Source organism: Ruegeria sp. YTSA226, assembly GCF_059609905.1.
Genome location: NZ_JBXWMQ010000006.1, coordinates 33,522 through 57,942, shown reverse-complemented (window position 1 = coordinate 57,942; position 24,421 = coordinate 33,522). Strand labels below are relative to the sequence as shown.

27 protein-coding genes are annotated in these 24,421 nt (G+C 56.1%); 10 read left to right on the top strand and 17 right to left on the bottom strand.

What is annotated here, in order from left to right; translation table 11 throughout:
* Positions 1–66: 66 nt before the first annotated feature.
* The 4 genes from AC2FFF_RS10730 to AC2FFF_RS10715 all read right to left on the bottom strand — a co-directional run bounded on the left by AC2FFF_RS10730 (position 67) and on the right by AC2FFF_RS10715 (position 4,020).
* Positions 67–1,449, bottom strand: coding sequence for an adenylate/guanylate cyclase domain-containing protein (locus AC2FFF_RS10730; protein ID WP_496750804.1), 1,383 nt, complete (start codon positions 1,447–1,449; stop codon positions 67–69).
* Positions 1,450–1,594: 145 nt separating this feature from the next.
* Complete coding sequence (locus tag AC2FFF_RS10725) at positions 1,595–2,698, bottom strand: site-specific DNA-methyltransferase (protein ID WP_496882937.1); 1,104 nt, start codon at positions 2,696–2,698, stop codon at positions 1,595–1,597.
* Positions 2,699–2,804: 106 nt separating this feature from the next.
* Complete coding sequence (gene rnhB, locus AC2FFF_RS10720) at positions 2,805–3,422, bottom strand: ribonuclease HII (RefSeq protein ID WP_281973051.1); 618 nt, start codon at positions 3,420–3,422, stop codon at positions 2,805–2,807.
* A gap of 109 nt (positions 3,423–3,531) precedes the next feature.
* Positions 3,532–4,020, bottom strand: a complete 489-nt coding sequence (locus AC2FFF_RS10715) for a hypothetical protein (RefSeq protein ID WP_142637143.1) — start codon at positions 4,018–4,020, stop codon at positions 3,532–3,534.
* A 175-nt stretch (positions 4,021–4,195) separates the two neighbouring features.
* Between AC2FFF_RS10715 and AC2FFF_RS10710 the strand changes: the two genes are divergently transcribed.
* The 3 genes from AC2FFF_RS10710 (at position 4,196) to AC2FFF_RS10700 (ending at position 6,810) form a co-directional block, all read left to right on the top strand.
* Positions 4,196–4,483 (top strand): hypothetical protein, encoded by a 288-nt coding sequence (locus AC2FFF_RS10710; protein WP_142637145.1) that lies wholly within the window; start codon positions 4,196–4,198, stop codon positions 4,481–4,483.
* Entirely contained in the window at positions 4,455–5,156 is a 702-nt protein-coding gene (locus AC2FFF_RS10705) for a winged helix-turn-helix domain-containing protein (RefSeq protein WP_142637147.1), read from the top strand. Before AC2FFF_RS10710 ends, AC2FFF_RS10705 begins: the two co-directional genes overlap by 29 nt.
* Before the next feature lie 82 nt (positions 5,157–5,238).
* On the top strand, positions 5,239–6,810 hold the full coding sequence (locus AC2FFF_RS10700) for a DUF427 domain-containing protein (protein ID WP_496750806.1): 1,572 nt from the start codon (positions 5,239–5,241) through the stop codon (positions 6,808–6,810).
* 49 nt (positions 6,811–6,859) lie between these two features.
* On the opposite strand, the gene AC2FFF_RS10695 is transcribed toward AC2FFF_RS10700, so the two are convergent.
* The 6 genes from AC2FFF_RS10695 to AC2FFF_RS10670 form a co-directional block, all read right to left on the bottom strand.
* A complete protein-coding gene (locus AC2FFF_RS10695) occupies positions 6,860–7,651 on the bottom strand; it encodes a DUF1217 domain-containing protein (RefSeq protein ID WP_496750808.1) in 792 nt (263 codons plus the stop codon).
* The gene (flbT, locus tag AC2FFF_RS10690) at positions 7,648–8,049 is read right to left on the bottom strand and encodes a flagellar biosynthesis repressor FlbT (protein WP_271949613.1); all 402 of its coding nucleotides are present in this window, start codon (positions 8,047–8,049) and stop codon (positions 7,648–7,650) included. The genes AC2FFF_RS10695 and flbT overlap by 4 nt, the downstream gene beginning before the upstream one ends.
* On the bottom strand, positions 8,049–8,423 hold the full coding sequence (gene flaF, locus AC2FFF_RS10685) for a flagellar biosynthesis regulator FlaF (protein WP_281973049.1): 375 nt from the start codon (positions 8,421–8,423) through the stop codon (positions 8,049–8,051). Before flaF ends, flbT begins: the two co-directional genes overlap by 1 nt.
* Positions 8,424–8,500: 77 nt before the next feature.
* Complete coding sequence (locus AC2FFF_RS10680; RefSeq protein ID WP_271949609.1) at positions 8,501–9,748, bottom strand: flagellin N-terminal helical domain-containing protein; 1,248 nt, start codon at positions 9,746–9,748, stop codon at positions 8,501–8,503.
* A 209-nt stretch (positions 9,749–9,957) separates the two neighbouring features.
* On the bottom strand, positions 9,958–10,317 hold the full coding sequence (locus AC2FFF_RS10675; RefSeq protein ID WP_281973048.1) for a flagellar biosynthesis protein FlgN: 360 nt from the start codon (positions 10,315–10,317) through the stop codon (positions 9,958–9,960).
* Positions 10,310–10,582, bottom strand: coding sequence for a rod-binding protein (locus AC2FFF_RS10670; protein WP_142637161.1), 273 nt, complete (start codon positions 10,580–10,582; stop codon positions 10,310–10,312). The genes AC2FFF_RS10675 and AC2FFF_RS10670 overlap by 8 nt, the downstream gene beginning before the upstream one ends.
* Before the next feature lie 112 nt (positions 10,583–10,694).
* Here AC2FFF_RS10670 and AC2FFF_RS10665 point away from each other — a divergent pair, with 112 nt between their 5' ends.
* Genes AC2FFF_RS10665 through AC2FFF_RS10655 form a run of 3 tightly spaced genes read left to right on the top strand, consistent with a single transcriptional unit; the run spans position 10,695 to position 13,498 of the window.
* Positions 10,695–11,906 (top strand): flagellar hook-length control protein FliK, encoded by a 1,212-nt coding sequence (locus AC2FFF_RS10665; protein WP_496882936.1) that lies wholly within the window; start codon positions 10,695–10,697, stop codon positions 11,904–11,906.
* Positions 11,907–11,908: 2 nt separating this feature from the next.
* Positions 11,909–12,574: a flagellar hook capping FlgD N-terminal domain-containing protein gene (locus AC2FFF_RS10660; protein WP_281995442.1), complete on the top strand. Its 666-nt coding sequence runs from the start codon at positions 11,909–11,911 to the stop codon at positions 12,572–12,574.
* A 54-nt stretch (positions 12,575–12,628) separates the two neighbouring features.
* Positions 12,629–13,498, top strand: a complete 870-nt coding sequence (locus AC2FFF_RS10655; protein ID WP_425595594.1) for a phosphotransferase family protein — start codon at positions 12,629–12,631, stop codon at positions 13,496–13,498.
* Positions 13,499–13,501: 3 nt separating this feature from the next.
* On the opposite strand, the gene AC2FFF_RS10650 is transcribed toward AC2FFF_RS10655, so the two are convergent.
* From AC2FFF_RS10650 to AC2FFF_RS10630, 5 genes are all read right to left on the bottom strand, one after another.
* On the bottom strand, positions 13,502–14,803 hold the full coding sequence (locus AC2FFF_RS10650; RefSeq protein WP_496708042.1) for an NAD(P)/FAD-dependent oxidoreductase: 1,302 nt from the start codon (positions 14,801–14,803) through the stop codon (positions 13,502–13,504).
* A complete protein-coding gene (locus tag AC2FFF_RS10645) occupies positions 14,800–15,618 on the bottom strand; it encodes an ABC transporter permease (RefSeq protein ID WP_142637169.1) in 819 nt (272 codons plus the stop codon). The genes AC2FFF_RS10650 and AC2FFF_RS10645 overlap by 4 nt, the downstream gene beginning before the upstream one ends.
* Complete coding sequence (locus tag AC2FFF_RS10640; RefSeq protein WP_142637171.1) at positions 15,615–16,505, bottom strand: ABC transporter permease subunit; 891 nt, start codon at positions 16,503–16,505, stop codon at positions 15,615–15,617. The genes AC2FFF_RS10645 and AC2FFF_RS10640 overlap by 4 nt, the downstream gene beginning before the upstream one ends.
* Entirely contained in the window at positions 16,505–17,632 is a 1,128-nt protein-coding gene (locus tag AC2FFF_RS10635) for an ABC transporter ATP-binding protein (RefSeq protein WP_142637173.1), read from the bottom strand. Before AC2FFF_RS10635 ends, AC2FFF_RS10640 begins: the two co-directional genes overlap by 1 nt.
* A gap of 69 nt (positions 17,633–17,701) precedes the next feature.
* The gene (locus AC2FFF_RS10630) at positions 17,702–18,787 is read right to left on the bottom strand and encodes a polyamine ABC transporter substrate-binding protein (protein WP_142637176.1); all 1,086 of its coding nucleotides are present in this window, start codon (positions 18,785–18,787) and stop codon (positions 17,702–17,704) included.
* A gap of 141 nt (positions 18,788–18,928) precedes the next feature.
* Between AC2FFF_RS10630 and AC2FFF_RS10625 the strand changes: the two genes are divergently transcribed.
* Positions 18,929–19,612: a GntR family transcriptional regulator gene (locus AC2FFF_RS10625; protein ID WP_271949594.1), complete on the top strand. Its 684-nt coding sequence runs from the start codon at positions 18,929–18,931 to the stop codon at positions 19,610–19,612.
* A gap of 75 nt (positions 19,613–19,687) precedes the next feature.
* Entirely contained in the window at positions 19,688–21,085 is a 1,398-nt protein-coding gene (locus tag AC2FFF_RS10620) for an aspartate aminotransferase family protein (protein ID WP_281973044.1), read from the top strand.
* Positions 21,086–21,157: 72 nt separating this feature from the next.
* On the opposite strand, the gene AC2FFF_RS10615 is transcribed toward AC2FFF_RS10620, so the two are convergent.
* Together AC2FFF_RS10615 and AC2FFF_RS10610 are read right to left on the bottom strand one after the other, a co-directional pair.
* Positions 21,158–22,456 carry a lytic murein transglycosylase gene (locus tag AC2FFF_RS10615; RefSeq protein WP_281973043.1) on the bottom strand — a complete coding sequence of 433 codons (1,299 nt, stop codon included), beginning with the start codon at positions 22,454–22,456 and terminating at the stop codon, positions 21,158–21,160.
* A gap of 62 nt (positions 22,457–22,518) precedes the next feature.
* The gene (locus AC2FFF_RS10610) at positions 22,519–23,232 is read right to left on the bottom strand and encodes a helix-turn-helix transcriptional regulator (protein ID WP_142637184.1); all 714 of its coding nucleotides are present in this window, start codon (positions 23,230–23,232) and stop codon (positions 22,519–22,521) included.
* Between the two features lie 67 nt (positions 23,233–23,299).
* Between AC2FFF_RS10610 and AC2FFF_RS10605 the strand changes: the two genes are divergently transcribed.
* A complete protein-coding gene (locus tag AC2FFF_RS10605; RefSeq protein ID WP_345741810.1) occupies positions 23,300–24,013 on the top strand; it encodes a glutathione S-transferase family protein in 714 nt (237 codons plus the stop codon).
* Entirely contained in the window at positions 24,010–24,408 is a 399-nt protein-coding gene (locus AC2FFF_RS10600) for a DUF1801 domain-containing protein (RefSeq protein WP_281973042.1), read from the top strand. Before AC2FFF_RS10605 ends, AC2FFF_RS10600 begins: the two co-directional genes overlap by 4 nt.
* Positions 24,409–24,421 lie beyond the last annotated feature (13 nt).

The following is a 24,421-nucleotide window of genomic DNA, read 5'->3' as shown; positions in this document are numbered from 1 at the left end:
CGCTGCCCGGCCCAACGACTGGCCCTGCGTCTTTGATGCATGGTCCATCGACGATAGAGCCTTAAGCTACATCACCCAGATATCCATCGGGTATTCAACACCGCGCACAGGGTGGCCCTTGTTTTCGGTAAATTCGGCTGTCAGTTCGGAGGCACTGCTCCCTTCCTGCTCAAGCTGCAGGCGCACCGCATCACTCAGCACGATCCGGGCCTGCAGCTCGCGGGTCATTGCCTCAAGTTTCGCAGCGACATTTACCGCATCACCGATCACAGCAAATTCCAGACGGTTGGCGCCAATATCCCCCAGAACAACCGAGCCATAATGGACACCGATGCCAACATGAATTTCGGGCTCTCCGGCACGTCTACGTTCTATGTTCCACCGGTCAATCACAGTCACCATGCCGCGCGCGCAGGATACCGCGTTGGTCGCATCCAACGGTGTCGTCACCGGGGTCCCGAAAGTTGCCATAAGACCATCGCCCAAGTACTTGTCCAATGTCCCATGATGGCGGAACACTTCGGCCTCCATCCTGGCGTGAAATCCACGCAGCACCTCGATCACGTCATAAGGATCACGACCCGCCGCATATTTGGTGAACCCCACAATATCTATGAAGAGCACTGCGACATTCTCTTTTCGCACCTGTTTGAGCGGATCATCATTTTGGCTCAGTTCCTCCACCACATTTGGTGAGAAATATCGCGACAGGTTCGCTCGTTCCCGTTCCAACCCAGCATTGGTCATCAGCAGATGATTGAGCCGCCGCATCGACACGCCCAGCGTCACCGCCACCATCAGGAACACAATCACTTGCTGGATTCGGATCGAAGATCTGAAACTATTTGGATCCAACATCTCGGCTACATCCGGATACCCCTGCAAGGCCTCGGCCACTTTCTCACTTATGCCGGGAATCGGAACCGCAACCCACCAGGCAATCACCCATCCGGTAGTCCAGATTATTGCAGTCCATGTGCCTATGGCAATCACCGTGCGCCAGGAATAGGCCATGGTTCCTGCTGCAAGAATGACGAAGAAATACTGAAAGTTGTCAAACCGGAATTGCATTGCCAATGGGCGCACATCATCGCTGAACGGGTTGGGAATGATCATTCCCAAAGTCATAATCAAAAGGTCAACAAAGATAAGCAGCAACTCTGTCCGAGATTGCCCCACACGGCCTGCCCGTCGGATCATCCAACCATTTGCGCAAATCAGCAAAAGGATGAAATGATACCAAAGGACCTCCCAATGCGGGTTCAGGAAGATCAACAAAAGGCCAGTCAGACCCATTGCGATCCAGCGGGCCCGGACAGCAAGCTCCAGCCCCTCGCGCTTGTGCCGTTCCAGCGCAGCTTCGGTGTATTTATTCTCGATTTCTACTTCGTTCGGACGGGTGAAAAAGAACCACCTAGCCCGAGGTTCGCTGGCTGCTGTGTCCGACATTGCGAAAGCTCCTACACTGCGCCGATTGCTTCAATAGGCTCATATCGGAACTCATCAGGGAAAGAAACAAAAGACCCCGCCGTTGATCGGCGGGGCAAGGCTTAGTGCCTTGTGTCAGGCCACAGGCACCGGCGGTATTGGTCTATCAGTTGTGCATCTCGGACCGGATCTGCTGACGCAAGACGTCGATCGGCACGGTTTTGCCGTCGCGCTTGAAGCACCAGTAGGTCCAGCCGTTGCAGGAGGGCGCATTCTCGAGATGGGCACCAACCTGATGGATCGAACCCTTGATATTTTGCCCCACCAGTGTCCCATCGGCGCGGACCTTGGCCTTGTGACGCTGGTTCATGGAATAGAGTTCCTCGCCCGGGCGTAGCATGCCGCGTTCGACCAACTGGCCAAAGGGCACGCGTGGCTCGGCGCGTTTGCTGGTGCTGACCTCCAGCGCCTCGCGGTCGAATTTACGCACTTTCGCGATGCGCTTTTCGGCCACTTTGCGATAACTTTCTTCGCGCTCAATCCCGATGAATTCGCGACCCAGCATCTTGGCCACGGCCCCTGTAGTCCCGGTGCCAAAGAACGGGTCCAGAATAACGTCACCCGGATTGGTTGATCCAACCAGCACGCGGTGCAGCAATGATTCCGGTTTCTGCGTCGGATGCGCCTTGTCGCCGTTTTCATCCTTGAGCCGTTCATGGCCAGTGCAGATCGGCAGCACCCAGTCGCTGCGCATCTGGACGCCTTCGTTCAACGCTTTCAGTGCCTCATAGTTGAAGGTGTATTTCGCCCCTTCACGCTTGGAGGCCCAGATCATTGTCTCATGCGCATTTGTGAACCGCTTGCCACGGAAATTCGGCATCGGGTTCGATTTACGCCAAACTACATCGTTGAGGATCCAATACCCAGCATCCTGCAACGCAGACCCAACACGGAAAATGTTGTGATACGATCCAATCACCCAGATCGCGCCATTGGGCTTCAGCAGACGATGGGCCGCCTTCAGCCATTCCCGCGTGAACTGGTCGTAGACGCCAAAGCTGGAAAACTGGTCCCAGTGATCATCGACTGCATCCACTTGGCTGTTATCGGGGCGGTGCAGTTGCCCTTTCAACTGCAGATTATATGGGGGATCGGCAAAAATCAGGTCAACCGAAGCCTCGGGCAGACTGTTCATCACTTCGATGCAGTCCCCGGATAGGATCGTGTTTACAGGGAGCGCTGTCGCGCCCTTTTTGGTAGTCGTTGTCATATCGCTGCCTCAAGTTCCACGGCGCTTATGCGCTCATTTGGTTGAGACAAGGATGAGTCAAAGACGATTCGCCGTCAATTTCTTTTTTGAATCAGCGGCTTACGATTTACTCTTGATACAACATATTGTGGACGGGCTTGAACGAAACTCTATGGTGAGGGGTCACACCAAGATTTCGCAGCGCATCCTTGTGTTGTTTTGACGGATAACCGGCATTTGTCTCCCAGCCGTATCCCGGATGCTGTTGCGCCAAATCCACCATCAGTTGATCGCGCCAGTTTTTGGCAAGGATCGAAGCTGCGGCGATCGACACGGAATGGGCATCGCCTTTGACCACTGCCTGCGCCGGAATGGCCAGTCCGCGCGGAATCATATTTCCGTCGATCAACAGATAATCCGGGGGGGGATCCAGCGCCGCCACCGCGCGCTCCATCGCCAGATGCGAGGCACGCAAGATGTTGTGCTCATCAATCTCGGCCACCGAAGCCTCGGCCACCGCGAATTCGGCGCAGCCACGCAGGGCAGTATCCAATGCGGCCCGGCGCTTGGCCGACAATTTCTTTGAATCATTCAATCCTTCGGGCATGTTCGCAGGATTCAGGATCACCGCAGCAGCCACAACAGGACCGGCCAGCGGCCCCCGCCCAACCTCATCGACGCCGGCAATCCGCAGATATCCCTGCGCAAGCGCGGCTTTTTCAATCTCATAATCCGGTGTGGTCATGTTTTGGGAAAATCCTGTTTTCCCCCATTGCGCAAGAAAAAAGAGAGGACAGCAATCGCTGCCCTCTCCGACGTGATGCTTCTAAGGCACCACTCCTGCTCGAACCGTATTACTTGTAAACGACGCGGTATCCCTGTTGGCGCAGGCAGGCGGGTTCATAGGCCCGCTTGACTTTATTGCCATTCCAGAAACCGACCTTGCACTTTTTGGGCAGGCTATTGGCGTATTTGTAGTGCTTATCCAGGCAGCGCGTCCCCAGAAGCGGGCGCTTTTTGCCATAGCCCTTGAAGGTTTCCAGGCACCTTTGCGGCAGACTATAGCGCGCAACGCGCTCGGGCAAGGGACGGATATGGTTCGGCCGATGCCTGGGGGTCCTCTGGATGTGCTGTTTGGGGGCCTGATACACGTGGTTGTAGTTGCGGGTAACCTTTTTGCTGTCACCTTGCTTGTCAAAATGATGGATGGCAGCGCCAATCAAGGCAATCGCCGCCAGCCCGCCAAGAATATCTTCTGCATCAGCGGCACGGGCCTGGGATGCAGAAACGCCGGTAATTGCGACTGCAGAGGCAATGATCAGAGCGATGAATTTCTTATGCATGGTGCTGTCCTTTCGGGTACTCGGTGGACGTGATGACAGTCCGTAAATTCGATGACCCGACATTGGGGATGTCCCCTTCAGACAAGCAATAACGCCGTTTTGTTATCTGATATCAGACCGCGAAACCCCTTTGCGTTATTGAATATCAACCAAAGCCATGCGCAGGATGCGGCCTATGAAACAGATCCTCTCTTCTCTGGCCATCGGGGCCCTGATATCGCTTGGTTCCATGGCGTCAGCAGCGGACTGCTATGCCGATTACAAGGCCAAGCAGGACAATCCGTTGCGCCTGCATTATGGCGTCATGCAGGTTTCGTCCTGCGGCAAAGGAAAAGCCAAAAAAGAGGTCGCGCAACGGCTGCGCGGCTCGGGCTGGACCCTGCTGAACGTCATGTCCGTTTTTGGACCGGAAGGGTTGGATAAAAGGAAGGCCAATGCCGGAAAATTCTATCTCCGTTACTGAGGCACGGCGCTCGGGCGTCAGGTTGGTTGGCGCGGGCATCACGGTAATCGTTGTCATACTTGTGGCCTCTGCCGCCTTTCTGTTCTGGACATTGCCAGATGCAAACGCGTTCAATGCCCGCGTCGAACGTCTGTTCGTCGAGAGTGATCTGACCTCGCAGACCGAGATTCGCCTACTCGAGATTCTGGCCCAGTCCGGCACTGCCTTTGCCGATACATTGTCCAGTTACCGCATGGTTATCTTTGTTTTGCTGGTTTTCGCCACTGCAATGCTGATTGCTGCGCTGGTGTTTCTGGTCATGCTGGTGCTGTTGAACCGACGCATGGCACAGATTGAGCGCACTGGGATTCAGGTCACTTCACTTTTGATCAGCCGGGAAGAGAATACCGTCTATCTCAATAACATGGATTTCAAACTGACAGCGTCGGCGATGGAAACCCTGTCAGTTCTTGCCGAATCCCGGTTGGATGACGAGGTTCTATCCGGCATTCAGATCGAGGCGATGATTTCCGGCAAAAGCACAGCTGATTGTGACGAGGCTGCTGGCGCGACGCGGATCAAGCGCCTGCGCGATGCTTTGGGCAATCAGATGGTCAGCGAGTTGCTGGTCAAGAACATTGCTAAAAAAGGCTATATGTTGTCGATCGAAAAAGACGTCATTCAGATGATTTGATATTGGGAAAATCCTGCTCTGCCCCTTGGAAAACACGGATCAAACGCCCATCCTATAAAGACCCGTGCCGGGGAGGATGATTATGAACGTTCACGTGACTCCAAATATCAAAGGCTATGGGATCTCGGTCGAACCACTTGTCGGCCGTATCGCAATCTACCGGGATGAGATCCTTCTGGCTGAAAGCTTTGATGCCAAGGTAATGTACGAAACTCGGTTGCCGCCGATGATCTACATCCCCCGTCAGGATGTACATGTCGATCTCAGCGATGAGACCGAACTTCAGACATTCTGCCCGTTCAAAGGCACCGCCACTTACCACGATGTCGTTCTGGCGGATCAACGATTGGCCAACTCCGTCTGGGCTTACGAGAACGCCCTGCCCGAAAGCGCCGCGATCCAGGGCCATATCGGCTTTATGCCCACCGCATATACGCGGATTGAGCTGGGTGAAAACAACCTGCGCAACCCGGAAGACGGCAATATCAGCGGGCCGCTGATTGATTGGCTGATGCGGGGGGCCAGTGATCTAAGCACGCCCGAAGCATTCACCAAAGCGCTGGCCGAGAAGATGCTGGAACATGGAATTGCCATTCAGCGCCTCAGTATCCTTGCCTGGTCCCTACATCCGTTGATCGCGGGCAAACACTATATTTGGGAAAAGGATGAGGCCGAGATTTCGACCAATGTGCCCACCTATGAAATCCACGACCACCCCGCCTATATCAACAGCCCTCTGCGCCACGTGTCCAACGGTATGGGCGGCGTGCGCCAAAGGCTGAATGACGAGAACCCTCAGCACAGCTTTCCAATCATGGAAGACCTGCGCGCCAAAGGGGCGACTGACTATGTCGCGATGCCCCTGCCATTTTCAGACGGGCGCACCAATGTCTTGACGCTGACTTGCGATCACCCCGACGGGTTCACAACGGCCAATCTTGGGCTGGTGTTCGAATGCTCCTCGGTGATTGCCCGGTTCTACGAAGTCTTCATGCAGCGCGAAAACGCCCAGGTATTGCTGGAAACCTATGTCGGAAAGCGGACCGGCGCGCGTGTCCTGGGCGGAGAAATCCGTCGTGGCGACGGGGATGAGATTGATGCAGCCATCATGTTCTGCGACTTGCGCAATTCTACCCTGTTAGAAGAAAAGCTGGGCCGCGCCGCCTATATCAATCTGCTGAATGACTTCTTTGAAACGGTCTCGGACATCGTCGACGAAAACGGTGGTGAAGTTCTGAAATTCATCGGGGACGCTGTTCTTGCTGTATTCCCGGCAGGCGAAGATTCTGCTTTAGCCCGCGAAAACGCGCAGCGATCAGCAGTTGGAATCGTTGAAAGGTTAGGAGAGCTGCGCAAGTCTGGGTCCGACATGCATTGCGATTGTTCGATTGGCGTCGCCTATGGGCGCGTAACCTACGGCAATATCGGGTCGCGCGAACGGTTGGACTTCACCGTGATCGGACAAGCTGCGAACGTCGCCGCCCGACTTGGGGAATACAGCAAGATCGTAAATCACAGGATTGTTGTGACCAAAGACATCGTGCCGGCCTGTACAGACGCTTTGCCACTTGGAGAGGTCAAGCTGCACAACGTGTCACAACCCGTGTGCTCATACGCGCTCAAAACCTCGGCGGACGCGATTCTGAACGGATAGTCGCGCGAAGTTGCGTTTGATACTCACGCATCTTGCGATAGGGACAGCATTATCCGCCCAGCAGAAGCAACGCGGTTTGGGCCGGGGAAATTGTGCTTTGAAGCTGCGTGATCTGACTGCGCGCAAGGTATCTGTCGGTCAAATCCCCGATCGCCTCTTCATCCGCGAACTGCGCTAAATCGTCAGATCCAGTCAGGTTCGACAACCTATCCTTGAACACCTCAAGCTGCTTGTCGATGTCCAACTGACCAAAGCTTGAGGGCAACCCAAGCGCCGTCTCCATCATCTTTCGCAACGGCGGAAGGCCCATCAAGTCGAACCATTTCGTGTCACCACTGCTGGCTTGCGATGCCAACTCAGCCAGCGCATGTTGTGCATACAGGGATATGCGCATTGACTCGTCCTGTTCACCCACGGCGACCTCAAAGCGCGAGGTCACGTTGCCCCGGGCAATATCCTCCATAAATGTCGAAAGAATGGTTCTTCGAATTTCGCCAGGGCCCAGTCCAAATGCCTCAGAGAATTCACGGTATCTTTTGTCAGATAGGCGATTGGACAAAGCATCATCTGCGCTCGTTCCATCTGACAGGATTTTCTGGATGAAATAGCGGTTGTCGATGTCGCCCTCCAGACCAAATGCGCCCAAGGCAACCTGTAGCAGCCGGCGGTCAGAAACCAGATCTTCAGCCGTCTGAACCTTGCCGATGTTTTCCCGGAAATACGTCGCCTCACGCTCATTGACCGTCGAAGAGGAAAAGCTGTTCAACTGGCCTTCGTAGGTGCGCTGAAGGAACCGCCAGCCAACAATGCCACCTGAGGGTATGACCGGCTGAAAGGTCATTGCTGGTAAGCCATGAGGCGCTCTTCTCGCGGTAGCAGAGCACGCAGGGATTTAAGGCATTTGTAATACTGCTCGGCCAACAAGGCTTCGGTTGCCTCGGCCAAAACTCTGCGGCTGTCCGCATCCGTAAACACTTGGCTCAACTCTTCCACCCGACGCAGCAGTTGTTGGCGGGCGCTTTCAGCTTCCATGTCTCCAGACAGAACCAGTTGCGTCGCATAGCACACTCTGCGAACGGGTGTGTTCACCTCGTCAGGATGTATCGCATCGCGCAAACGCAGGACATTTGCCTGTGGTGTCATGATTGAAAACCGACTTCTACGATCGCCGTTTTCCACAACTACACCATTAATCAGCACCCGTTCTTTTGGGGCAAGCTTCAATACCAAACCCGCCATCAGTTCGCACCCATTTGCCGAAGGCCTTTAAGAACGGCCATGTTTATTTCCAGAAGGGGCTCTACCGAAGCCTTATTGCTGAGTATCTGGCTGCTGTGCTGTTCGGTGAACTCAGCAAGATAGAAAATCCGGGCGCGAAGGTCATTCGGCAAGGCGTTATTGGAATCGGCGACCCCGTTTGCCAACACAGACCAAAGCCTCCGGTTTTCATGCAAAGCCTGAACAAACGCTCCAAAGTCGGTTTTGTGCCGCGCGGCCGCAGCCTTCAACCGATGCGTGATCTTGGAAATCGCCTCATATTCCGTATCACGCGGTGTGCGCGTCGGAGCAGCGGCCTGCGCATAGACGCGTTGTGCAAGAGTTTGCGGTGTCACTTGAAATCCTTCCAAAAGGCCGTCTTACGGCGGTCAAAGCCGGGGCGCGTCTCCACGCCCCGGCCAGGGTCCTGAACTTAGCGGAACAGAGACAGGATCGACTGCGGCGCCTGGTTGGCAATCGACAACGACTGCGTTGCCAGTTGCTGCTGTACCTGCAGGGCCTGCAGACGGGCCGAAGTTTCTTCCATATCGGCGTCAACCAGCGCTCCGATACCGGACTTGAACGAGTCAGAAAGATTCGAGATGAATTCTTTCTGCGTTTCGATCCGGCCCTGAGACGAACCAAACGCCGCAGATGCATCAATGGACGTGTCGATCAAGGTTTCGATAGTGCCCAGCGCCGCCTGAGCACCAGCATCTGTCGAAACATCAATCGAAGCCAACGCCCCCAGGCCACCTGCATTGGCATTGGTGAACTGCGCCGAGACAGTAACGTCCCGATCAGCGTCGGCGCCAGCCGTCGCAGCACCGGTTACAAATGTCAAAGTGCCCGGGTTGGCCGAGTCATAGTCGATTGCGACACCCGTGATCCCCAAGGAATCGATCTGATTTTTCAGGCCAACGGCAACAATGGCATCCGTATAAGCGGCGTCATATGTTCCAGATGGGTCCAGATCAGCAGCTTGCACCGTGTAGGACGCAACCTTGTCACCAATAGTGATCGAGATCTTGTCACCAGCAGCAAAGTTGTCCGTTGAACTGTCCACCACGATATCGCCGGTTCCACCAGCTTTGTCCATCGTGAAGCCCGCGGCGTCATTGTCGGTTGTGACGTTGTCCGAGCCGGCCAGAACACCTTTGCTGGCATACCCACCTGTGGACAGGTTCTGCGAGGCCACCGAAATCGAAGATGCGGTTACGTTGCCACTGGAGTCACGATCCAGAGACGACAGGATCGAGGCTGTACCCGCCGAACCGTCAACCAGGTTAAGCCCGTTAAACTGCGCCGCTCCAACCACCGATGCGATCTGATCTTTAAGAGCAGTCACGTCGTCATTGATTTTGCCGCGGTCAACGTTGTCTTCCTGTGCCGCAACGATCTTCTCTTTCATCTGGGACAGCAGGTCAGTGACTGTCTCGGACGCATTCCGGGCCACCGCAACGGTCGATTCACCCAGTGCCAAACTGTCTTTGATGGCGTTGAACCCCTTAACGTCCGACTCCATGACTTTGGAAATCGCCCAGACGGCTGAATTGTCCTTGGCTGTGGCGACGTCCTTACCAGTTGAAATCGCGTTCTGGGTCTGCGCCAGGTTCCTGTTGACCGATTTCAGGGTTTGCAGCGCAACCATTGCGCCGTTGTTTGTCAGAATGCTGGACATAGCTTTCTTCCTTTTCCGTTCGGGCCTTTTGCGCCCTTGCTTACCCCGCAACATGTACGGGCTTTGACGTCTTTCTGATCACTGCGACCCGCCGTCGGGCTTTTCGCGCCATCTGAGTTTCCAGATGCAGGATCACCTTTGACGCCGATCTCCTAACGGAGTGCTAAGACTCGAAAATCAGAAAGCTCGGATTTGATTCAATCCTCGCGCTAGGCCCGCTTTTCCAGCTTTGCGTGACTGCGAACGGTAAAATCGCTGCGTTGCCCATCCGCTCCATAAGTACTGAATTCCTGACGCACTCGGCGCAGTTCAGCCATGCGCCCGGCAACCGCCCGAATCCCTTCGGCCGCGCTGTTAAGCAGAGCCTGATTCCGGTCGACTTTCTTTTGAACCCCGATCAGTTCATCACTATCAATCACCTCAAGATCATTGATCGCACCGATCAGCTTTTCCTTTTCCGGGACCATGTGATTCAACCGATCCAGATCCCCGGTCACCAAGGCGTTGCGTTCAAGGTCCAGAACTTCTTCAAGAGATTTGATCAGGTCATGTTCAGACTTGTTAGGCATTGGTATTCTCCATCATGGACTGAAACAGGATTTCGGACAGGCCAACACCGCCGGACCTGGCAAGCTGCAGTGCCTGCTGCTGAACAAGAAACGATGAAAACTGGTCTTCACCCGCACCGCCGCCGAACGAATCTCGGGATTCGCCCAGACCTGCGGACTTAAGCATTTCAGACAGGAACGCCGCCTCAAGCTCTACCGCAGCATCTTTCAGCTTTTGCTCAACAGACAAGGGCTGCGGCGCCGCTGGAATACCAGATAGCTTCATAGCTTTCTCCAAAAATTGCATCGAACTTTCTGGATCAAAGATGAAAGCGGTTAAAATAAACGTAACTTCCTGCGGGCAAATTCCTGGTTACGCAAACCGGAGCCGGAGCAAAATGCCCAACCCTCTTATATTGTCCACACCCTCGACCGCCAGCGCCGCAAAATCTGAAACTGCCGCCAAGGGACACCCAATCTCGGAAGCGGCTGACACCTTTGCTGAGGTAATGGAGCAGGAATTGCAGCGTTCCGAAGGTGACAGCTTGAATGAGGACGTGCCCGAACTGACCAATAATGCCGAGGTGCAGGTTGAAGAGGATGTGGTCGAAGAAGACTCTGTTGATCTTGCGACCAGCCTGTCGGGAAAACCTGTAACTGACCCGCCCACCCGCGCGCCGGCGCAGGACGAAGATATGGCACCTGAGGAAACGCCGGCATCGCTGCCCGAACCTGACAAGGCCGTAATACTCGCAGCGCCAAACAATGCGACCCCCGATCCTCGGGGGGATGCGCTTGGAAACGCGGCGCAGCGCGCCCGATCTGAGGTTCCGGCTTTGTTGCAGGCGAAAACCGCTCAGCAAAACCCGGAACACAATCTGACGCAAACCGCTATTGCAAAGGGCTATCGGACCAAGGCGTCGATACCCTCGGATTCTGCGCCCGGAAAACCCGAAGTGCCAGAACCAAAGCTGGTTTCGCGAGATACACCCGATGCGGCTCAGGCTCCCAAAGCCACCGGTTCACCGCCGACAACACAATCCATTCCGACATTTGTTCAAATGCAACTGATGGCGTCTGCCAAGGTGCAGGACGTTGAATTGGTATCAGACCCGGACGCCGAGGGGATTCTGCCCGCGCGCGAAAGCCAGCCATTTTCAACGGCACGGGATACGTCGGCAAGCCATCAGCACTTTTTAACCTCAGCACGGGCAGAAACGGCGCGGGCAATCGCGGGGCAGATGGCCGCTGCGATACATGCAAGACCACAATCCGGCACGATTGAACTGACCTTGAATCCGGAAGAGCTGGGCAAGATCTCAATCGTCATGAATGGCCGGGATGACGGGTTGCAGATGACGATCGCAGCCGAGCGGCCGGAAACTCTGGAAATGATGAGGCGACATCTTTCGGTTCTTGAGGCTGAGTTCAAAAACCTCGGGCTTGGCGATCTGTCTTTCAATCTGGGTGGTTCGTCAGGCGGCCAGTCCGAAAGCGCGGATAGACACGCGGAGTCCGGTCTGAATACAACCCAGACCGAAATGGATCAGGCCAGCGAGCCGGTCTTAACCCGGATCGGCCATAGTGGCCGCGTTGATATGAGGCTTTGAGCATGATCACACCCGCACAGAATACAGGCGCTAACGCCACACAGACCCAATCTTCGGCGCAATCTGGAACGTCCGGTCTGGCCTCGGATTTTGAAACCTTCCTTCTGATGCTGACCGCCCAGGCCCGCAACCAAGACCCGCTGGAGCCGCTGGATTCATCGGAATACGCCTCGCAACTGGCTCAATTCTCGATGGTCGAGCAGCAGGTTCAAACCAACGATCTGCTTACTGCGCTTGCCTATTCACTTGGTAGCGTCAACCTTGAAGAGCTTGCCAGCTGGGTCGGGATGGATGTGCGAACCGCCTCGGCCTTTCATTTCGACGGTTCGCCAGAAACGCTGTATGCGCAGGCCGACCCCGGGGCGGACAGCGCCTATATGGTGATCCGCAACGAGTCCGACGAAATCGTTGAACGCATCGCTGTTTCAACGACGGAATCCGAGTTTGTCTGGGCCGGAACCGATGACGATGGCGCCCCGTTACCGGCAGGAAATTACACTGCAACGATAGAAAGTTATGACGGCGATGAGCTGCTGTCTGAACGTCTCGCCTCAGCCTATAATCAGGTGCTCGAGGCGCAGGTGGGCACGGATGCCGTTTTGCTGACGCTCGCTGGCGGAGAGGTGGTGCCAGCAGGAATAGTCACTGCGGTGCGAACAGGAGCTTGATCTACGGTTAACGACAGGCGAAACCAAGGCAACGCCCGACTCGTTGACTGATTGGTGATCTCCCTGCCTCAAATACCGTCCCCACCGCGCGACCTTGTTGCTCAACTTGTCAGGCTCGGATTTGCCAGCGCTGGGGCACAGTTCGAAACTCTGTATGGTGGCAGGACAAACCAGGTGTGGAAGGTGCTGGGCGACGACAGTGATCAAGTATTGAAACTGTACCGCTCGGACCTGGAAAATCCATTGTTTCGCAACGATCCCGCATTGGAAGCCGCCTGTCTGCGGGCACTGGCTTCTTCTGGGGTTGTGCCGCGATTGCGGGCAACGGGACAACATGACAACGGATATTGGGTGTTCTACGACCACGCACAGGGCACCCCCTGGCGGTCTGACCCGGCCCCAGTGGCCCGGTTGCTGCACCGCCTGCATTCGCTCAACCCAAACATAGAGAACGCACCCACCGGTAAAAACGGTAGCGCAGATCTGGCCGAACATGGTCAAAGCATTCTGGCGATGTGCACATCGGATCGACGGGCTCAGCTGGAAAAGATGCAACCACAGCATCATATTTTGCGGTCGGATCATACTTGCCTGATTCACGGCGACCCGGTGGCGGGAAACATCCTCGTCGCATCCTCTGGCCTGACGCTGATTGACTGGCAATGCCCAGCCGTTGGTGACCCTTGCGAGGACCTTGCGCTGTTCCTGTCACCCGCCATGCAATATCTTTACAGAGGTGCGGTTTTGACCGTCGACGAGCAACAGTCCTTTCTTTCGGCCTATGACCGGCAGGAAACCGTAAACCGCTACCGGTCTTTGCGCCGCTGGTACGGGTGGAGGATGGCGGCCTACTGCCTATGGCGCGCAGAACATGGGGCACCGGATTATGAACAAGGGCTCGAGCTGGAACTGGCCGCTTTGTGAATGTCAGAGGTCGGCCAGTGCCATTAACGCATAGGCTGGCGGCATCAGCGCCCGCCGCCAGGACCCAAGTGGAAAACGCCGCGGGGGTCGGGCCATTGGCTCAGGCAATTCCGCATCCTGTCCAAGCACCATGCGACTAAGCGCCCGCCCACAATAGGTACCCATCGCGACACCGTTTCCATGATAGGCCAGCCCGGCAAACATCCCATTCTGACCCGGAACGGGCCCTGCGAACGGCGTCAGATCCTGGGTAAGGCACACCATCCCTGACCACATATTGGTCACGTCCACATCGGCCCATGCCGGAAACATGGCCTTGAAATCACGCTGCACCTTTTGCCGGATCGCAGCCTCGGCCTTAGGTGATGAGCGCAGGCCACCGCGCATCCCAAACAGAAACCGCCGATCCGGCATAAGACGAAAATAGTGCAGAAGATTTCGTGTATCGTAAGACATCTGATCCGAGGTCCAGCCCTGCGCCGACACCTCAGCCTCGGTCAATGGGCGGGTCACCAGAACGGTTGATTGCGCTGGCATATAGCGCCCAGACAGCCATTCAGGCATGTTTTCACTGGAATATCCGTTGGTGCAGATCAGTACATTCGACGCTTTGATCCGCCCTGACCCGGTTCGAACATCAAAGCTCGCGCTGGTTTTGGTAATGTCTCTGGCCATGGTTTTCTGAAAAAATCGGGCCCCAACGGAAGCGGCCGCATTTGCAATGCCGAACAGGTATTTCCGGGGGTTCAGACCAAATCCGACCGGCACGCTATAGCCCCCGAAAAAATCCCCACCCAACCCGAGCCCGGGCAGGTCGGCTGCCTCATGCAAGCAGCCCCCGTCATCCGCAGAGCGTCGCAATTTCTCCATGGCGCGGGCGGTGTGGGCCAGGGCGGTCTCGCCCTTGGAATGAACGTCCGCTTCGATCTGATGCGCCTCAAGCAGGTCGGCGACAAGATTGACCGCATCCACTTCGGCCTGGGCAAAGCTTTCGGCCCCCTCGACCCCATATCGCCGAGCCATGCCACGATCGCTCAGCTTTGACCCACCTCGGCAGCAAAACCCACCATTGCGACCCGAGGCACCCCACCCCGGCGTCTCCGCCTCGAGAACTGCGACGGATAGGCCTGCCTGCCCCAGGAAAAGCGCGGCTGTAACACCTGTGAACCCGCCGCCGATGATGGCGACATCCACGCTCAGATCATCCTGCAACACCGGCCAGTCCGGTGCTGCGATAGTTTCATCCCACCAGCACCCTGATCGCGGTCCAGATCCATAGGTGAACTCAGGGAACAGGCGTTTCATTCCGCACGCACTGCCGCCATCTCATCCTGTTTCTGCCGGACCATCGCGCGCTTGGTGACCAAAGATGCTGCTATGACACCGACCGTCACGACCGCAATCATGATCGTGGATAGCGCATTGATTTCTGGGCTGACGCCCAACCGCACAGCTGAGAAAATCTTGATCGGCAGAGTCGTGGCTGACGGGCCCGATGTGAATGATGCGATCACCAGATCATCCAGCGACAGCGTAAAAGCCAATAGCCAGCCTGAAATCACCGCCGGGGCGATGATCGGCAGGGTGACAAGACGGAAGGCTTGTGCGGGTGAGCACCCAAGATCCAACGCTGCCTCTTCCAGAGACTGATCAAACGTGACCAGACGTGAGGATACAACAACCGACACGAAGCACATTGAAAAGGTCGTATGTGCCAGCACGATGGTCAAAATACCCCGGTCCAGTCCAATTCCGATGAACAGCAGCAAAAGCGACAGGCCAGTGATCACTTCGGGCATCACAAGAGGCGCATAGATCATGCCCGAAAACAGAGTCCGGCCAAAGAACCGCCCACCGCGTACCAGCACATAGGCCGCCGCCGTACCCAGAATGGTAGCCAGGGTCGACGAGAATACTGCAACCCGCAAGGTGACCCAGGCAGCATCAAGAAACGCTTCGTTCTGGACCAACTCACCATACCATTTGGTCGAAAATCCAGCCCAAACCGTGACCAGTTTGCTTTCGTTAAAAGAGAAGATGATCAAAATGAGCATCGGGATATAGAGAAACGCGAAACCAAGCGTCAACGAGACGACGTTGAACCAGCTTAACCTGTTCATTGCTCAGCCTCCGTCTGTTTCTGCTGGTTGCGCTGGAACAGCACGATGGGAATCACAAGGATCAGCAACAGCACAACTGCCACGGCACCGGCCACCGGCCAGTCGCGGTTCGAGAAGAACTCCTCCCACAATACTTTGCCGATCATCAATGTCCCGGATCCTCCGAGCAATGATGGGATCACAAATTCGCCGATCACCGGAATCATCACCAGGAAACAACCCGCGATGATACCCGGGCGTGACAAGGGGATCGTTATCAGCCAGAAGGCCTGAATACGCGAACAGCCCAAATCCTCTGCGGCCTCGATCAGCGACTCGTCCATTCGTTCAAGCGCGGAATAGATCGGCAGAATCATGAAGGGCAGATAGGTATAGACGATACCGATATAGACAGCTGTGTTGGTGTTCAGAATGGTCAGCGGGGTCGAGATGATGCCCGTCCACAGCAGCAGTTGGTTCAGGTAACCTTCGTTGCTGAGAATACCCATCCAAGCATAGACCCGGATCAGGAACGACGTCCAGAACGGCAGGATTACCAGCATCATCAACGTCGGGCGCCACTCAGCTGGTGCGCGGGCCATGCCATACGCGATAGGATACCCCACCAGCAAAGTCAGTATGGTTGAAATCAACGCGATTTTGACGCTGGACAGGTAAGCTTTCCAATACAGGTCATCTTCGGTTAGCCAGACGAAATTCTCAAAATCCAGCTGGCTGAAGAAATCCCTGAGCCCGGCCCAGCCCTGAGATAAATCCAGTGTCGGCGTGTAAGGCGGGATGGCCAGTTCCGTGTCCGAAAGCGAGATTTTCAGAACGATGAAAAATGGCACCAGAAACAGCGCCAAAAGCCAGACATACGGGACGGCGATCAGAAGGGCGCGGCGCATCAATCCGCCAACAGAACCGCGGCGGTGGCTGTCCAGGACAGCCAGACCGGGTCTTCCCATGTAAAGGAACGACGCGAAATGCGACGGGTATTTGCCGTCTGCGCCTTGATAATCGTGCCGTTATTCAGTTCGACGTGATAAGTGGACAGATTGCCCAGATAGGCAATGTCAAGCACCTTGCCCTGCACTGCGTTGATTGCATCCGCAGGACGATCAACCGAGATCGTCACCTTCTCGGGGCGGATCGCCAGATGACATAGCTGGCCGTTCGAAAACTCTGTGGTCGAGGACGCAGTCAAAGGTGCCTGACCTTCAGCCCAGTCAATCTGATAGGTCTCATCGGCGCTTGCCGTGGCTCGGCCCTGGATGATGTTCACGTCGCCAATGAAATCGGCCACATAGACCGAACTGGGATTCTCATAAATCCGGTCGGGTGTCGCCACTTGTATCAGATTACCCTGATCCATTACCGCAACCCGGCTGGCCACGGTCATCGCCTCTTCCTGATCATGGGTCACGATCACAAAGGTGGTGCCGGTCTTTTCCTGAATATCCATCAACTCGAATTGCGTATCCTGTCGCAATTTCTTATCCAGCGCCCCCAAAGGTTCGTCCAGCAACAGCAGCTTTGGCGCTTTGGCCAGGGATCGCGCAAGCGCCACGCGCTGACGCTGACCACCCGAGATCTGGTGCGGTTTGCGACGGGCGAATTGTTCAAGCCGGGTCAGGCGCAACATCTCTTCGACACGATCCATAAGATCATGCTTTGGCATATTGTCCCGACGCAGACCAAAGGCGATGTTTTCCCAGATAGATAGATGCGGAAACAGCGCGTAGGATTGGAACATCATGTTCACAGCCCGTTTGTTCGGCGGAATGGGATCTATATCCTGCCCGCCCAGCAAAATATGCCCTTCGGTCGGTTTTTCAAACCCGGCCAACATTCGCATCATCGTGGTCTTGCCGCAGCCCGAGGGCCCTAGCAGAGCAAAGAATTCTTTCTCAAATATATCCAAGGACAGATTGTCGATGGCCGTGAACTCACCAAACCGTTTGGTGACATTCTGGAACTGGATCAGAGGTTTCGCCTGTGGGTCTTCCCACGGCACAAAAACAGTAGAGTTCAAAACGGCCCCCGTTCGGCAATCTGAAAAGAATGGCAGGGCGGTTGGTCCGCCCTGCTGAAACAAGCCGGATCAGGTGCCCGATTTGATCTTGGTCCACAAACGGGTCACGACCCGCTGTATCTTCGACGGGTAAGGCGTCGTGATATAGAGGTTTTGCATGGTCGCATCATCCGGATAGATGGCCGGATCACCGATCACGTCTTCCTCAAGAAATTCTTGCGAAGCCTTGTTGCCATTGGCGTAGTAAACATAGTTCGAGGCCGCAGCCATATTGTTGGCATCCAGAATGAAATTCAGGAATTTATGCGCACCCTCCGGGTTCGGAGCATCAGCCGGAATCGCCATCTGGTCGAACCACATCAACGACCCTTCAGCAAAGGGATGGTACTCAATTTCAACACCATTATCGGCTTCGGCCGCACGATCGCGGGCCTGCAGGATATCACCCGACCACCCCACGGCGACACAGATGTCGCCATTGGCTAATGCGTTGATATATTCCGAGCTGTGGAACTTCTGAATGTGCGGTCGAACGCTGGTCAAAACCGCCTCGGCCTTGCCAATAACATCTTTGTCATGGCTGTCCGGATCTTCACCCAGATATTGCAGGACCATCGGAATGATTTCTGCCGGAGCATCCAGGAAATGAACGCCGCAGGATGCAAGTTTCTCCATATTCTCGGGTTTCAGAACCAAATCCATGCTGTTCAGCGCAACATCCTCGCCCAACGCTTCCTGCACTTTTCCAACATTTACACCAAGCCCGGTTGTGCCCCACATGTAGTTGATAGAATAGGCGTTGTCCGGATCATACCCGGCAGTACGTTCCTGAATCACATCCCACAGATTGCCTGAATTCGACAGCTGTGCAGCGTCAAGCGCCTGAAAGGCTCCAGCCTGGATCTGACGCTGAAGGAAAGTACCCGAAGGCACCACCACGTCATAGCCTGATCCACCGGCCAGCATCTTGGTCTCCAATACCTCGTTGCTGTCAAAAACATCATAAATCAGAGTCAGACCGGTATCTTCCTCGAACTTTGTCAGAAGCTCTTCGTCGATATAGTCGGACCAGTTGTAAACACGCACCTCTTCAGCGAAGGCCGCCGAAGTCCCCAATGCGATGACCGCTGTCATGGTCAGCGTTTTGATTGTCATATTATTCTCCCTGCAAGTGTACGCGCTATTTTCCCGTTTTTTTGGATTTGATCAAGTTTTGCGTTTTCGCACGATCCGTCGTATGGTTTCACGAGGTCAGAAACCTGACAAGTCAACATAGCGGGAAACAGGGCAAACCACTTGGATTTGATCAAAAATAAGGCATCCAGCACTGACGGTGCGCGTGAAAAACGACCTGCGCATGAACAGGTCTATAATACCCTCAGATCACAAATCATGTACGGCGAATTGGTGCCGGGGCAACCCGTCACGATCCAGGGTCTCACTGATTCGCTGGGTGTTGGAATGACCCCTGTGCGGGAGGCGATCAGGCGCCTGATATCCGATGGTGCTCTGGTGTTTCAGGGCAACCGCCGAGTGAGTGTTCCTCTTCTGACCGACGGCGACGTCGAACAGATGATTTATTCAAGAATCAAAATAGAATCAGAGCTTTCGAGGCGTGCAACTGCGAATGTGACACCTCAGGACATTGATCATCTTGAGCAGATCGACCAACGTCTGGATCGCACTATCAGCGATGGAGACGTCAGCGGCTATCTGCGCCTCAACCACCGGTTTCACGAAACGCTTTACGGCCATGCAAACGCCCCGATTCTCAATGATCTGGCCGAGCGCCTGTGGCTTAGATTCGGGCCGTCTTTGCGCGTTGTATGTGGTAGATTCGGCACTCAGAGCCTGCCGGACCGCCACAAGGATATCATTTCGGCGTTGCGCAATCAGGACGCGGATATGGCAGCAAAAGCAACCGCACAAGATATCGAACAGGGCATGGAGCTGATGGCAGACGCCTTAGTCAACGCTTAGATCTGTCCGATTCGATTGACAGGAAAAAATTTGATCATATTGTAGCTGCCAATCGCTCTTGCAGGAGATTTTCCGATGTCGACCATCACAAACCATTTGCCCACGGCCCAGCTGCAGGCCTTGGACGCCGCCCACCACATGCACCCTTTTTCGGCCAATGGCGCCCTAGGGAAAGAAGGCGCGCGTGTGATCACCCGTGCGAAGGGCGTCTACCTTACGGACAGCGAGGGTGAAGAAATACTCGATGCAATGGCGGGCCTGTGGTGTGTCAATATCGGCTATGGTCGCGATGAACTGGCCGAGGTCGCAGCCCGCCAGATGCGCGAACTGCCGTATTACAATACCTTTTTCAAAACGACCCACGTCCCTGCCATCGCGCTGGCCGCGAAGATCGCGGAACTTGCGCCGGGCGATCTGAACCATGTGTTCTTTGCAGCCGGCGGGTCTGAGGCGAATGACACAAACATCCGTCTGGTTCGGACCTATTGGGCCGAAAAAGGCCAGCCCGACAAGAACATCATCATCAGCCGCCATAACGCCTATCATGGCTCTTCGGTCGGCTCGGCGTCGTTGGGCGGCATGGCAGGGATGCACGCGCAGGGTGGAATCCCGATCCCGAATATCAACCATATCAACCAGCCAAACTGGTGGGCCGAAGGTGGCAGCATGTCACCCGAAGAATTCGGCCTGGCCCGCGCGCGTGAGCTGGAAGAAGCAATCGAGGAGCTGGGCGAAAACCGCGTCGCGGCCTTTATCGCCGAACCCGTTCAGGGCGCAGGTGGCGTGATCGTTGCACCGGATACCTACTGGCCTGAAATTCAGCGCATCTGTGACAAATACGATATCCTGTTGATCGCGGATGAGGTCATCTGCGGCTTTGGCCGCACCGGCAATTGGTTCGGGTCACAAACCGTCGGCATTCGCCCCGATATCATGACCATCGCCAAAGGCCTCAGCTCGGGCTATGCGCCGATTGGCGGATCCATCGTAAGCGATGAAATCGCCGAGGTCATTGGTGGCACCGAGTTCAATCACGGCTACACCTATTCCGGCCATCCGGTCGCCGCCGCCGTGGCACTGGAAAACCTGCGCATCCTCGAAGAAGAAAAGATCGTCGAGCATGTCCGCGATGTGGCCGCGCCGTATCTGAAGGAAAAATGGGAGGCGCTGGCCGATCACCCGCTTGTGGGCGAGGCCAAGATCGTCGGCATGATGGCCTCGATTGCGTTGACCCCGGACAAGGCCAGCCGCGCCAAATTCGCCTCCGATCCGGGTACAGTCGGCTATATCTGCCGCGACCGCTGCTTTGCGAATAACCTGATCATGCGCCATGTGGGCGATCGGATGATCATCTCTCCTCCGCTGGTTCTGACACCCGCGGAAATTGATGAGATGCTCGTACGCATCCACAAATCTCTGGACGAGGCACAGGCCGAGATCATCGCACAGGGCCTGATGAAAGCGGCCTCCTGACCCGCGCAGCTTCATCTGGCTGAAAATACCTCGGGGGAGGCGCCGTCAGGCGACGGGGCAGAGCCCCCTCCCCTACCTCAACCGCTCTAACAGCGGCGCGGACGCATAGCCGTCCGGCAAAAGCCCCTGTGCCAGTTGATAGGCCCGAACCGCCTCGGTGGTGTTCGGGCCGGTGCGCCCGTCGATCCCCTGTGTATCGAACCCGGCTTCGGTCAGCCGGAGCTGCAATTCCTTCTTCTCAGCAAAGCTCAACGCCCGATCACCCCGAGGCCACTCGGCCTGAAACGCCGCGCGGCCCGCCAGACGGTCGGACAAATGTCCAATGCCGATCACATAGGCATCTGCACCGTTGTATTGCTCGATCACGCGGAAATTTTCGAAGACCATCAATGCAACGCCTTCACCACCCGCTGGCAACAAGATCGCTGCCTGACCATGATCCGCAAGCGGCTGTCCATCCCACGCAACCACGCCCAGCGCCGCCCAGTCTGACGGCAGCAGCGTGTAATCGCGTCTCGCGGCCGCAAAATCGAACCCAGCGGGCAGGCGCACTTCAACACCCCATGGCTGTCCCTTGGTCCACCCATGACGCGCCAGATAGGCCGCTGTCGAGGCCAGCGCGTCGGTCGGGTCATCCGCCCATATATCCCGCCGCCCATCACCGTCGAAATCCACGGCGTGATCCAAAAACGAGGTCGGCATGAACTGCGTATGCCCCATTGCTCCGGCCCAGCTTCCGATCATCGTTGCGGGGCTGACATCGCCTACCTGAATGATCCGCAAGGCGGCAATCAGTTGCGTTTCAAAGAACTCAGCCCGTCGGGCATCAAAGGCCAGCGTCGCAAGCGAACGGATCGTCTGATCCGACCCCCGAAATGTGCCGAAAGATGTCTCAAGCCCCCAAATCGCGGCCACGACCTCTTTTTCGACGCCATACTGCGCCTCAATCCGGGTCAGCACCGCGGCATGGCGTTCCAACCCCGCGCGACCGTCCGCGACGCGCCGATCAGAAACGGCCGCATCCAGATAGTCCCAGATGGGCTTGGTAAACTCAGCCTGATTACGATCGCGCTTGATGATGTCCTTGTCATAGGCCAGCCCCGCAAGCGCGCGGTCCAAAGTCCCGGGCAGGATGCCCTGCGCCTGTGCCCTCGCCCAAAAATCACCAAGCCACGCCTGAAACCGGGCGCTTCTTTCCTCTGACACGCGATACATTTCCTCCGATGGTCGGACGACCGGTCGGATTGAGACTGTAAGATCAGCCGACGCCAATTGTATCGGCTGTGGCCCTTCCGGGCTTTTGATGGACTCCGCCTGTACGATGGATGCCCATAATGCTGCGGTCATAACGCCGCTTACGCATCTACGCATTCCGAATTTCCTGATAACTGCTCAACCACAGGATAGCGCAAAAATGGCGAATTTCAAAGCGCTCAGCTTTCCGAGTCGCGGTCTCTCGCCTTTCGCTCGGATCGCAGCCGGTTCAGAGCTTCGCGCAGCAGAGGGACCCGGTTGGGCCGGAACGAGGCCCCGGTCGTCTGCATCTCTTGCATGCGATCCAACCGAAACACGCGGAAATCCTGCCGCAACAGGCACCAGCTGATCAGCACGCTGGCGCGATCCATGTACACAATGCTCAGCGGGTTTACACTGCGACGGGTCTCGTCGCCTTTGGCATCCCAATAGGAAAATTCGATCGTCTGTTCGTCCCAGGTGGCCCGCCGCAGTTCAGCGACATCCACCGTTGGTTTCGCCGGCCGGTCAAACCGTGTAGCGGTCAGCACCGCATGGCTGAGGCGCTGAGACTGGCGCGGTGGCAAACGACCCTGCAGCTTGCGCAGAACTTCGCTGGCAGCCTCTGAGAGGCCGGGATCACCAATGGATTGTACCTCGCGCAGGCCAAGCACCAGGGCCTCAAGCTCATCATCGGTGAAGCCAAGCGGTGGCAGGGTGGCGTCCTCGATCAGGGTGAACCCGAACCCCGCCTCTCCGTCGATCACGGCGCCGAGGCTGCGCAATGAATCGATGTCTCGGTGAATCGTGCGCGGCGAAACGCCCAGATCCTGAGCCAGCTCAATCGACGTTCTTGGCGACGGGCCAGAGCGCAAGGATTGCATTAATTGGAACAAACGGGCGGTGCGGGTCATAATGCAGGTTACTTTATCTCTAATGACAGAAATTGTCATTAGCTCGGCATACCCATCACCTATACCCATGATGGAGCCCAAGATGCTGACCCTTTTGACCTACCCCTCTGCCTTTGGCCTGTTCAGCGCCAGCCCGTTTTGCGTGAAGACGGCACTAATGCTGCAAACATCGGGCCAACGCTGGCAGCGATCTGACCTCCTTGATCCGCGCAAGATGCCGCATCAGAAGCTGCCGGTTCTGCGCACGCCGCAGCGTCTGATCCCCGACAGCGACCTGATCCGCGACTGGCTTGAGGCGCAAGGCAGTGATTTTGATCACGGGCTGAGCGATCTGCAAAAAGCTCAATCGCGCGCATTGATCCGTTTGGCCGAAGAGCATCTGTATTTTCAGATCGTCCAAGACCGCTGGGCCAATGACGAGGTCTGGCCGATTCTGTATAAGACCTTTTTCACTGGCATCCCCGCCCTGATCCGCAAACCAGTTGCCAATTCTATCCGCAAGAACGTTGTTAAAGGATTGGGGTTTCAGGGCGTCTCTCGATTCTCAGATGCGGAACGTCAGGACAGGCTGGAACGCGATCTTGAGGCGATCTCGGCCTATCTATGGCAGTCGACCTATTTGATGGGAGAAACCCCGACCTCAGTGGATATGAGCGTGGCCCCCATGCTTGCCGCGATGCGCGCGACACCGGCCAATACACCGCTGACCCAGCGGATCAAACAGGATAAGCTGTTGAGCGACTACATAGACCGGATGGAGCAGGCGATACCGCTGTCATGACACAATTTGACGATCCCGCAGTGGCAGCGGCCTATCATTCCCTGCCCGAAGGCACACGTGCCGGGGCGCTTGCGCTTCGTCAGTTGATCCTGGAAACCGCCACTTCGTTGCCCCGCGCGCAGCCGTTGCAAGAGGCATTGCGCTGGGGGCAGCCCGCCTATCTAGCGCCCAAGGGATCCACGATCCGATTGGGCGGGCACAAAGCGGCCCGCTTTGCCCTGTTCGTGCATTGCCAAAGCCGGTTGATGGGCGATTTCACCTCGGCCTTTCCGGGCGAAGATCGGATAGACGGCAACCGGGCAGTTCTGTTTGATGATCCGGATCAGATCGACGCCACCCGCCATGGCTGGCTGATAGCCCGCGCGTTGACCTATCACCTTCCCGCAAAAGGCTGACTTACATGCGCCT

What these genes read in the sequence shown, in the direction of transcription:
- AC2FFF_RS10695 (WP_496750808.1), bottom strand. Translation starts at nt 7,651, where the DNA reads ATGACCTTTCAGCCGGTCATACCCTCAGGTGGCATTGTTGGCTGGCGG.
- AC2FFF_RS10675 (WP_281973048.1), bottom strand. Translation starts at nt 10,317, where the DNA reads ATGCCTAACAAGTCTGAACATGACCTGATCAAATCTCTTGAAGAAGTT.
- AC2FFF_RS10615 (WP_281973043.1), bottom strand. Translation starts at nt 22,456, where the DNA reads ATGCGTAGATGCGTAAGCGGCGTTATGACCGCAGCATTATGGGCATCC.
- flbT (WP_271949613.1), bottom strand. Translation starts at nt 8,049, where the DNA reads ATGGCGGGTTTGGTATTGAAGCTTGCCCCAAAAGAACGGGTGCTGATT.
- AC2FFF_RS10640 (WP_142637171.1), bottom strand. Translation starts at nt 16,505, where the DNA reads ATGCGCCGCGCCCTTCTGATCGCCGTCCCGTATGTCTGGCTTTTGGCG.
- AC2FFF_RS10605 (WP_345741810.1), top strand. Translation starts at nt 23,300, where the DNA reads ATGATGGAGCCCAAGATGCTGACCCTTTTGACCTACCCCTCTGCCTTT.
- AC2FFF_RS10650 (WP_496708042.1), bottom strand. Translation starts at nt 14,803, where the DNA reads ATGAAACGCCTGTTCCCTGAGTTCACCTATGGATCTGGACCGCGATCA.
- AC2FFF_RS10715 (WP_142637143.1), bottom strand. Translation starts at nt 4,020, where the DNA reads ATGCATAAGAAATTCATCGCTCTGATCATTGCCTCTGCAGTCGCAATT.
- AC2FFF_RS10730 (WP_496750804.1), bottom strand. Translation starts at nt 1,449, where the DNA reads ATGTCGGACACAGCAGCCAGCGAACCTCGGGCTAGGTGGTTCTTTTTC.
- AC2FFF_RS10710 (WP_142637145.1), top strand. Translation starts at nt 4,196, where the DNA reads ATGAAACAGATCCTCTCTTCTCTGGCCATCGGGGCCCTGATATCGCTT.
- AC2FFF_RS10725 (WP_496882937.1), bottom strand. Translation starts at nt 2,698, where the DNA reads ATGACAACGACTACCAAAAAGGGCGCGACAGCGCTCCCTGTAAACACG.
- AC2FFF_RS10620 (WP_281973044.1), top strand. Translation starts at nt 19,688, where the DNA reads ATGTCGACCATCACAAACCATTTGCCCACGGCCCAGCTGCAGGCCTTG.
- AC2FFF_RS10705 (WP_142637147.1), top strand. Translation starts at nt 4,455, where the DNA reads ATGCCGGAAAATTCTATCTCCGTTACTGAGGCACGGCGCTCGGGCGTC.
- AC2FFF_RS10660 (WP_281995442.1), top strand. Translation starts at nt 11,909, where the DNA reads ATGATCACACCCGCACAGAATACAGGCGCTAACGCCACACAGACCCAA.
- AC2FFF_RS10700 (WP_496750806.1), top strand. Translation starts at nt 5,239, where the DNA reads ATGAACGTTCACGTGACTCCAAATATCAAAGGCTATGGGATCTCGGTC.
- AC2FFF_RS10645 (WP_142637169.1), bottom strand. Translation starts at nt 15,618, where the DNA reads ATGAACAGGTTAAGCTGGTTCAACGTCGTCTCGTTGACGCTTGGTTTC.
- AC2FFF_RS10630 (WP_142637176.1), bottom strand. Translation starts at nt 18,787, where the DNA reads ATGACAATCAAAACGCTGACCATGACAGCGGTCATCGCATTGGGGACT.
- AC2FFF_RS10600 (WP_281973042.1), top strand. Translation starts at nt 24,010, where the DNA reads ATGACACAATTTGACGATCCCGCAGTGGCAGCGGCCTATCATTCCCTG.
- rnhB (WP_281973051.1), bottom strand. Translation starts at nt 3,422, where the DNA reads ATGACCACACCGGATTATGAGATTGAAAAAGCCGCGCTTGCGCAGGGA.
- AC2FFF_RS10665 (WP_496882936.1), top strand. Translation starts at nt 10,695, where the DNA reads ATGCCCAACCCTCTTATATTGTCCACACCCTCGACCGCCAGCGCCGCA.
- AC2FFF_RS10610 (WP_142637184.1), bottom strand. Translation starts at nt 23,232, where the DNA reads ATGACCCGCACCGCCCGTTTGTTCCAATTAATGCAATCCTTGCGCTCT.
- AC2FFF_RS10670 (WP_142637161.1), bottom strand. Translation starts at nt 10,582, where the DNA reads ATGAAGCTATCTGGTATTCCAGCGGCGCCGCAGCCCTTGTCTGTTGAG.
- AC2FFF_RS10680 (WP_271949609.1), bottom strand. Translation starts at nt 9,748, where the DNA reads ATGTCCAGCATTCTGACAAACAACGGCGCAATGGTTGCGCTGCAAACC.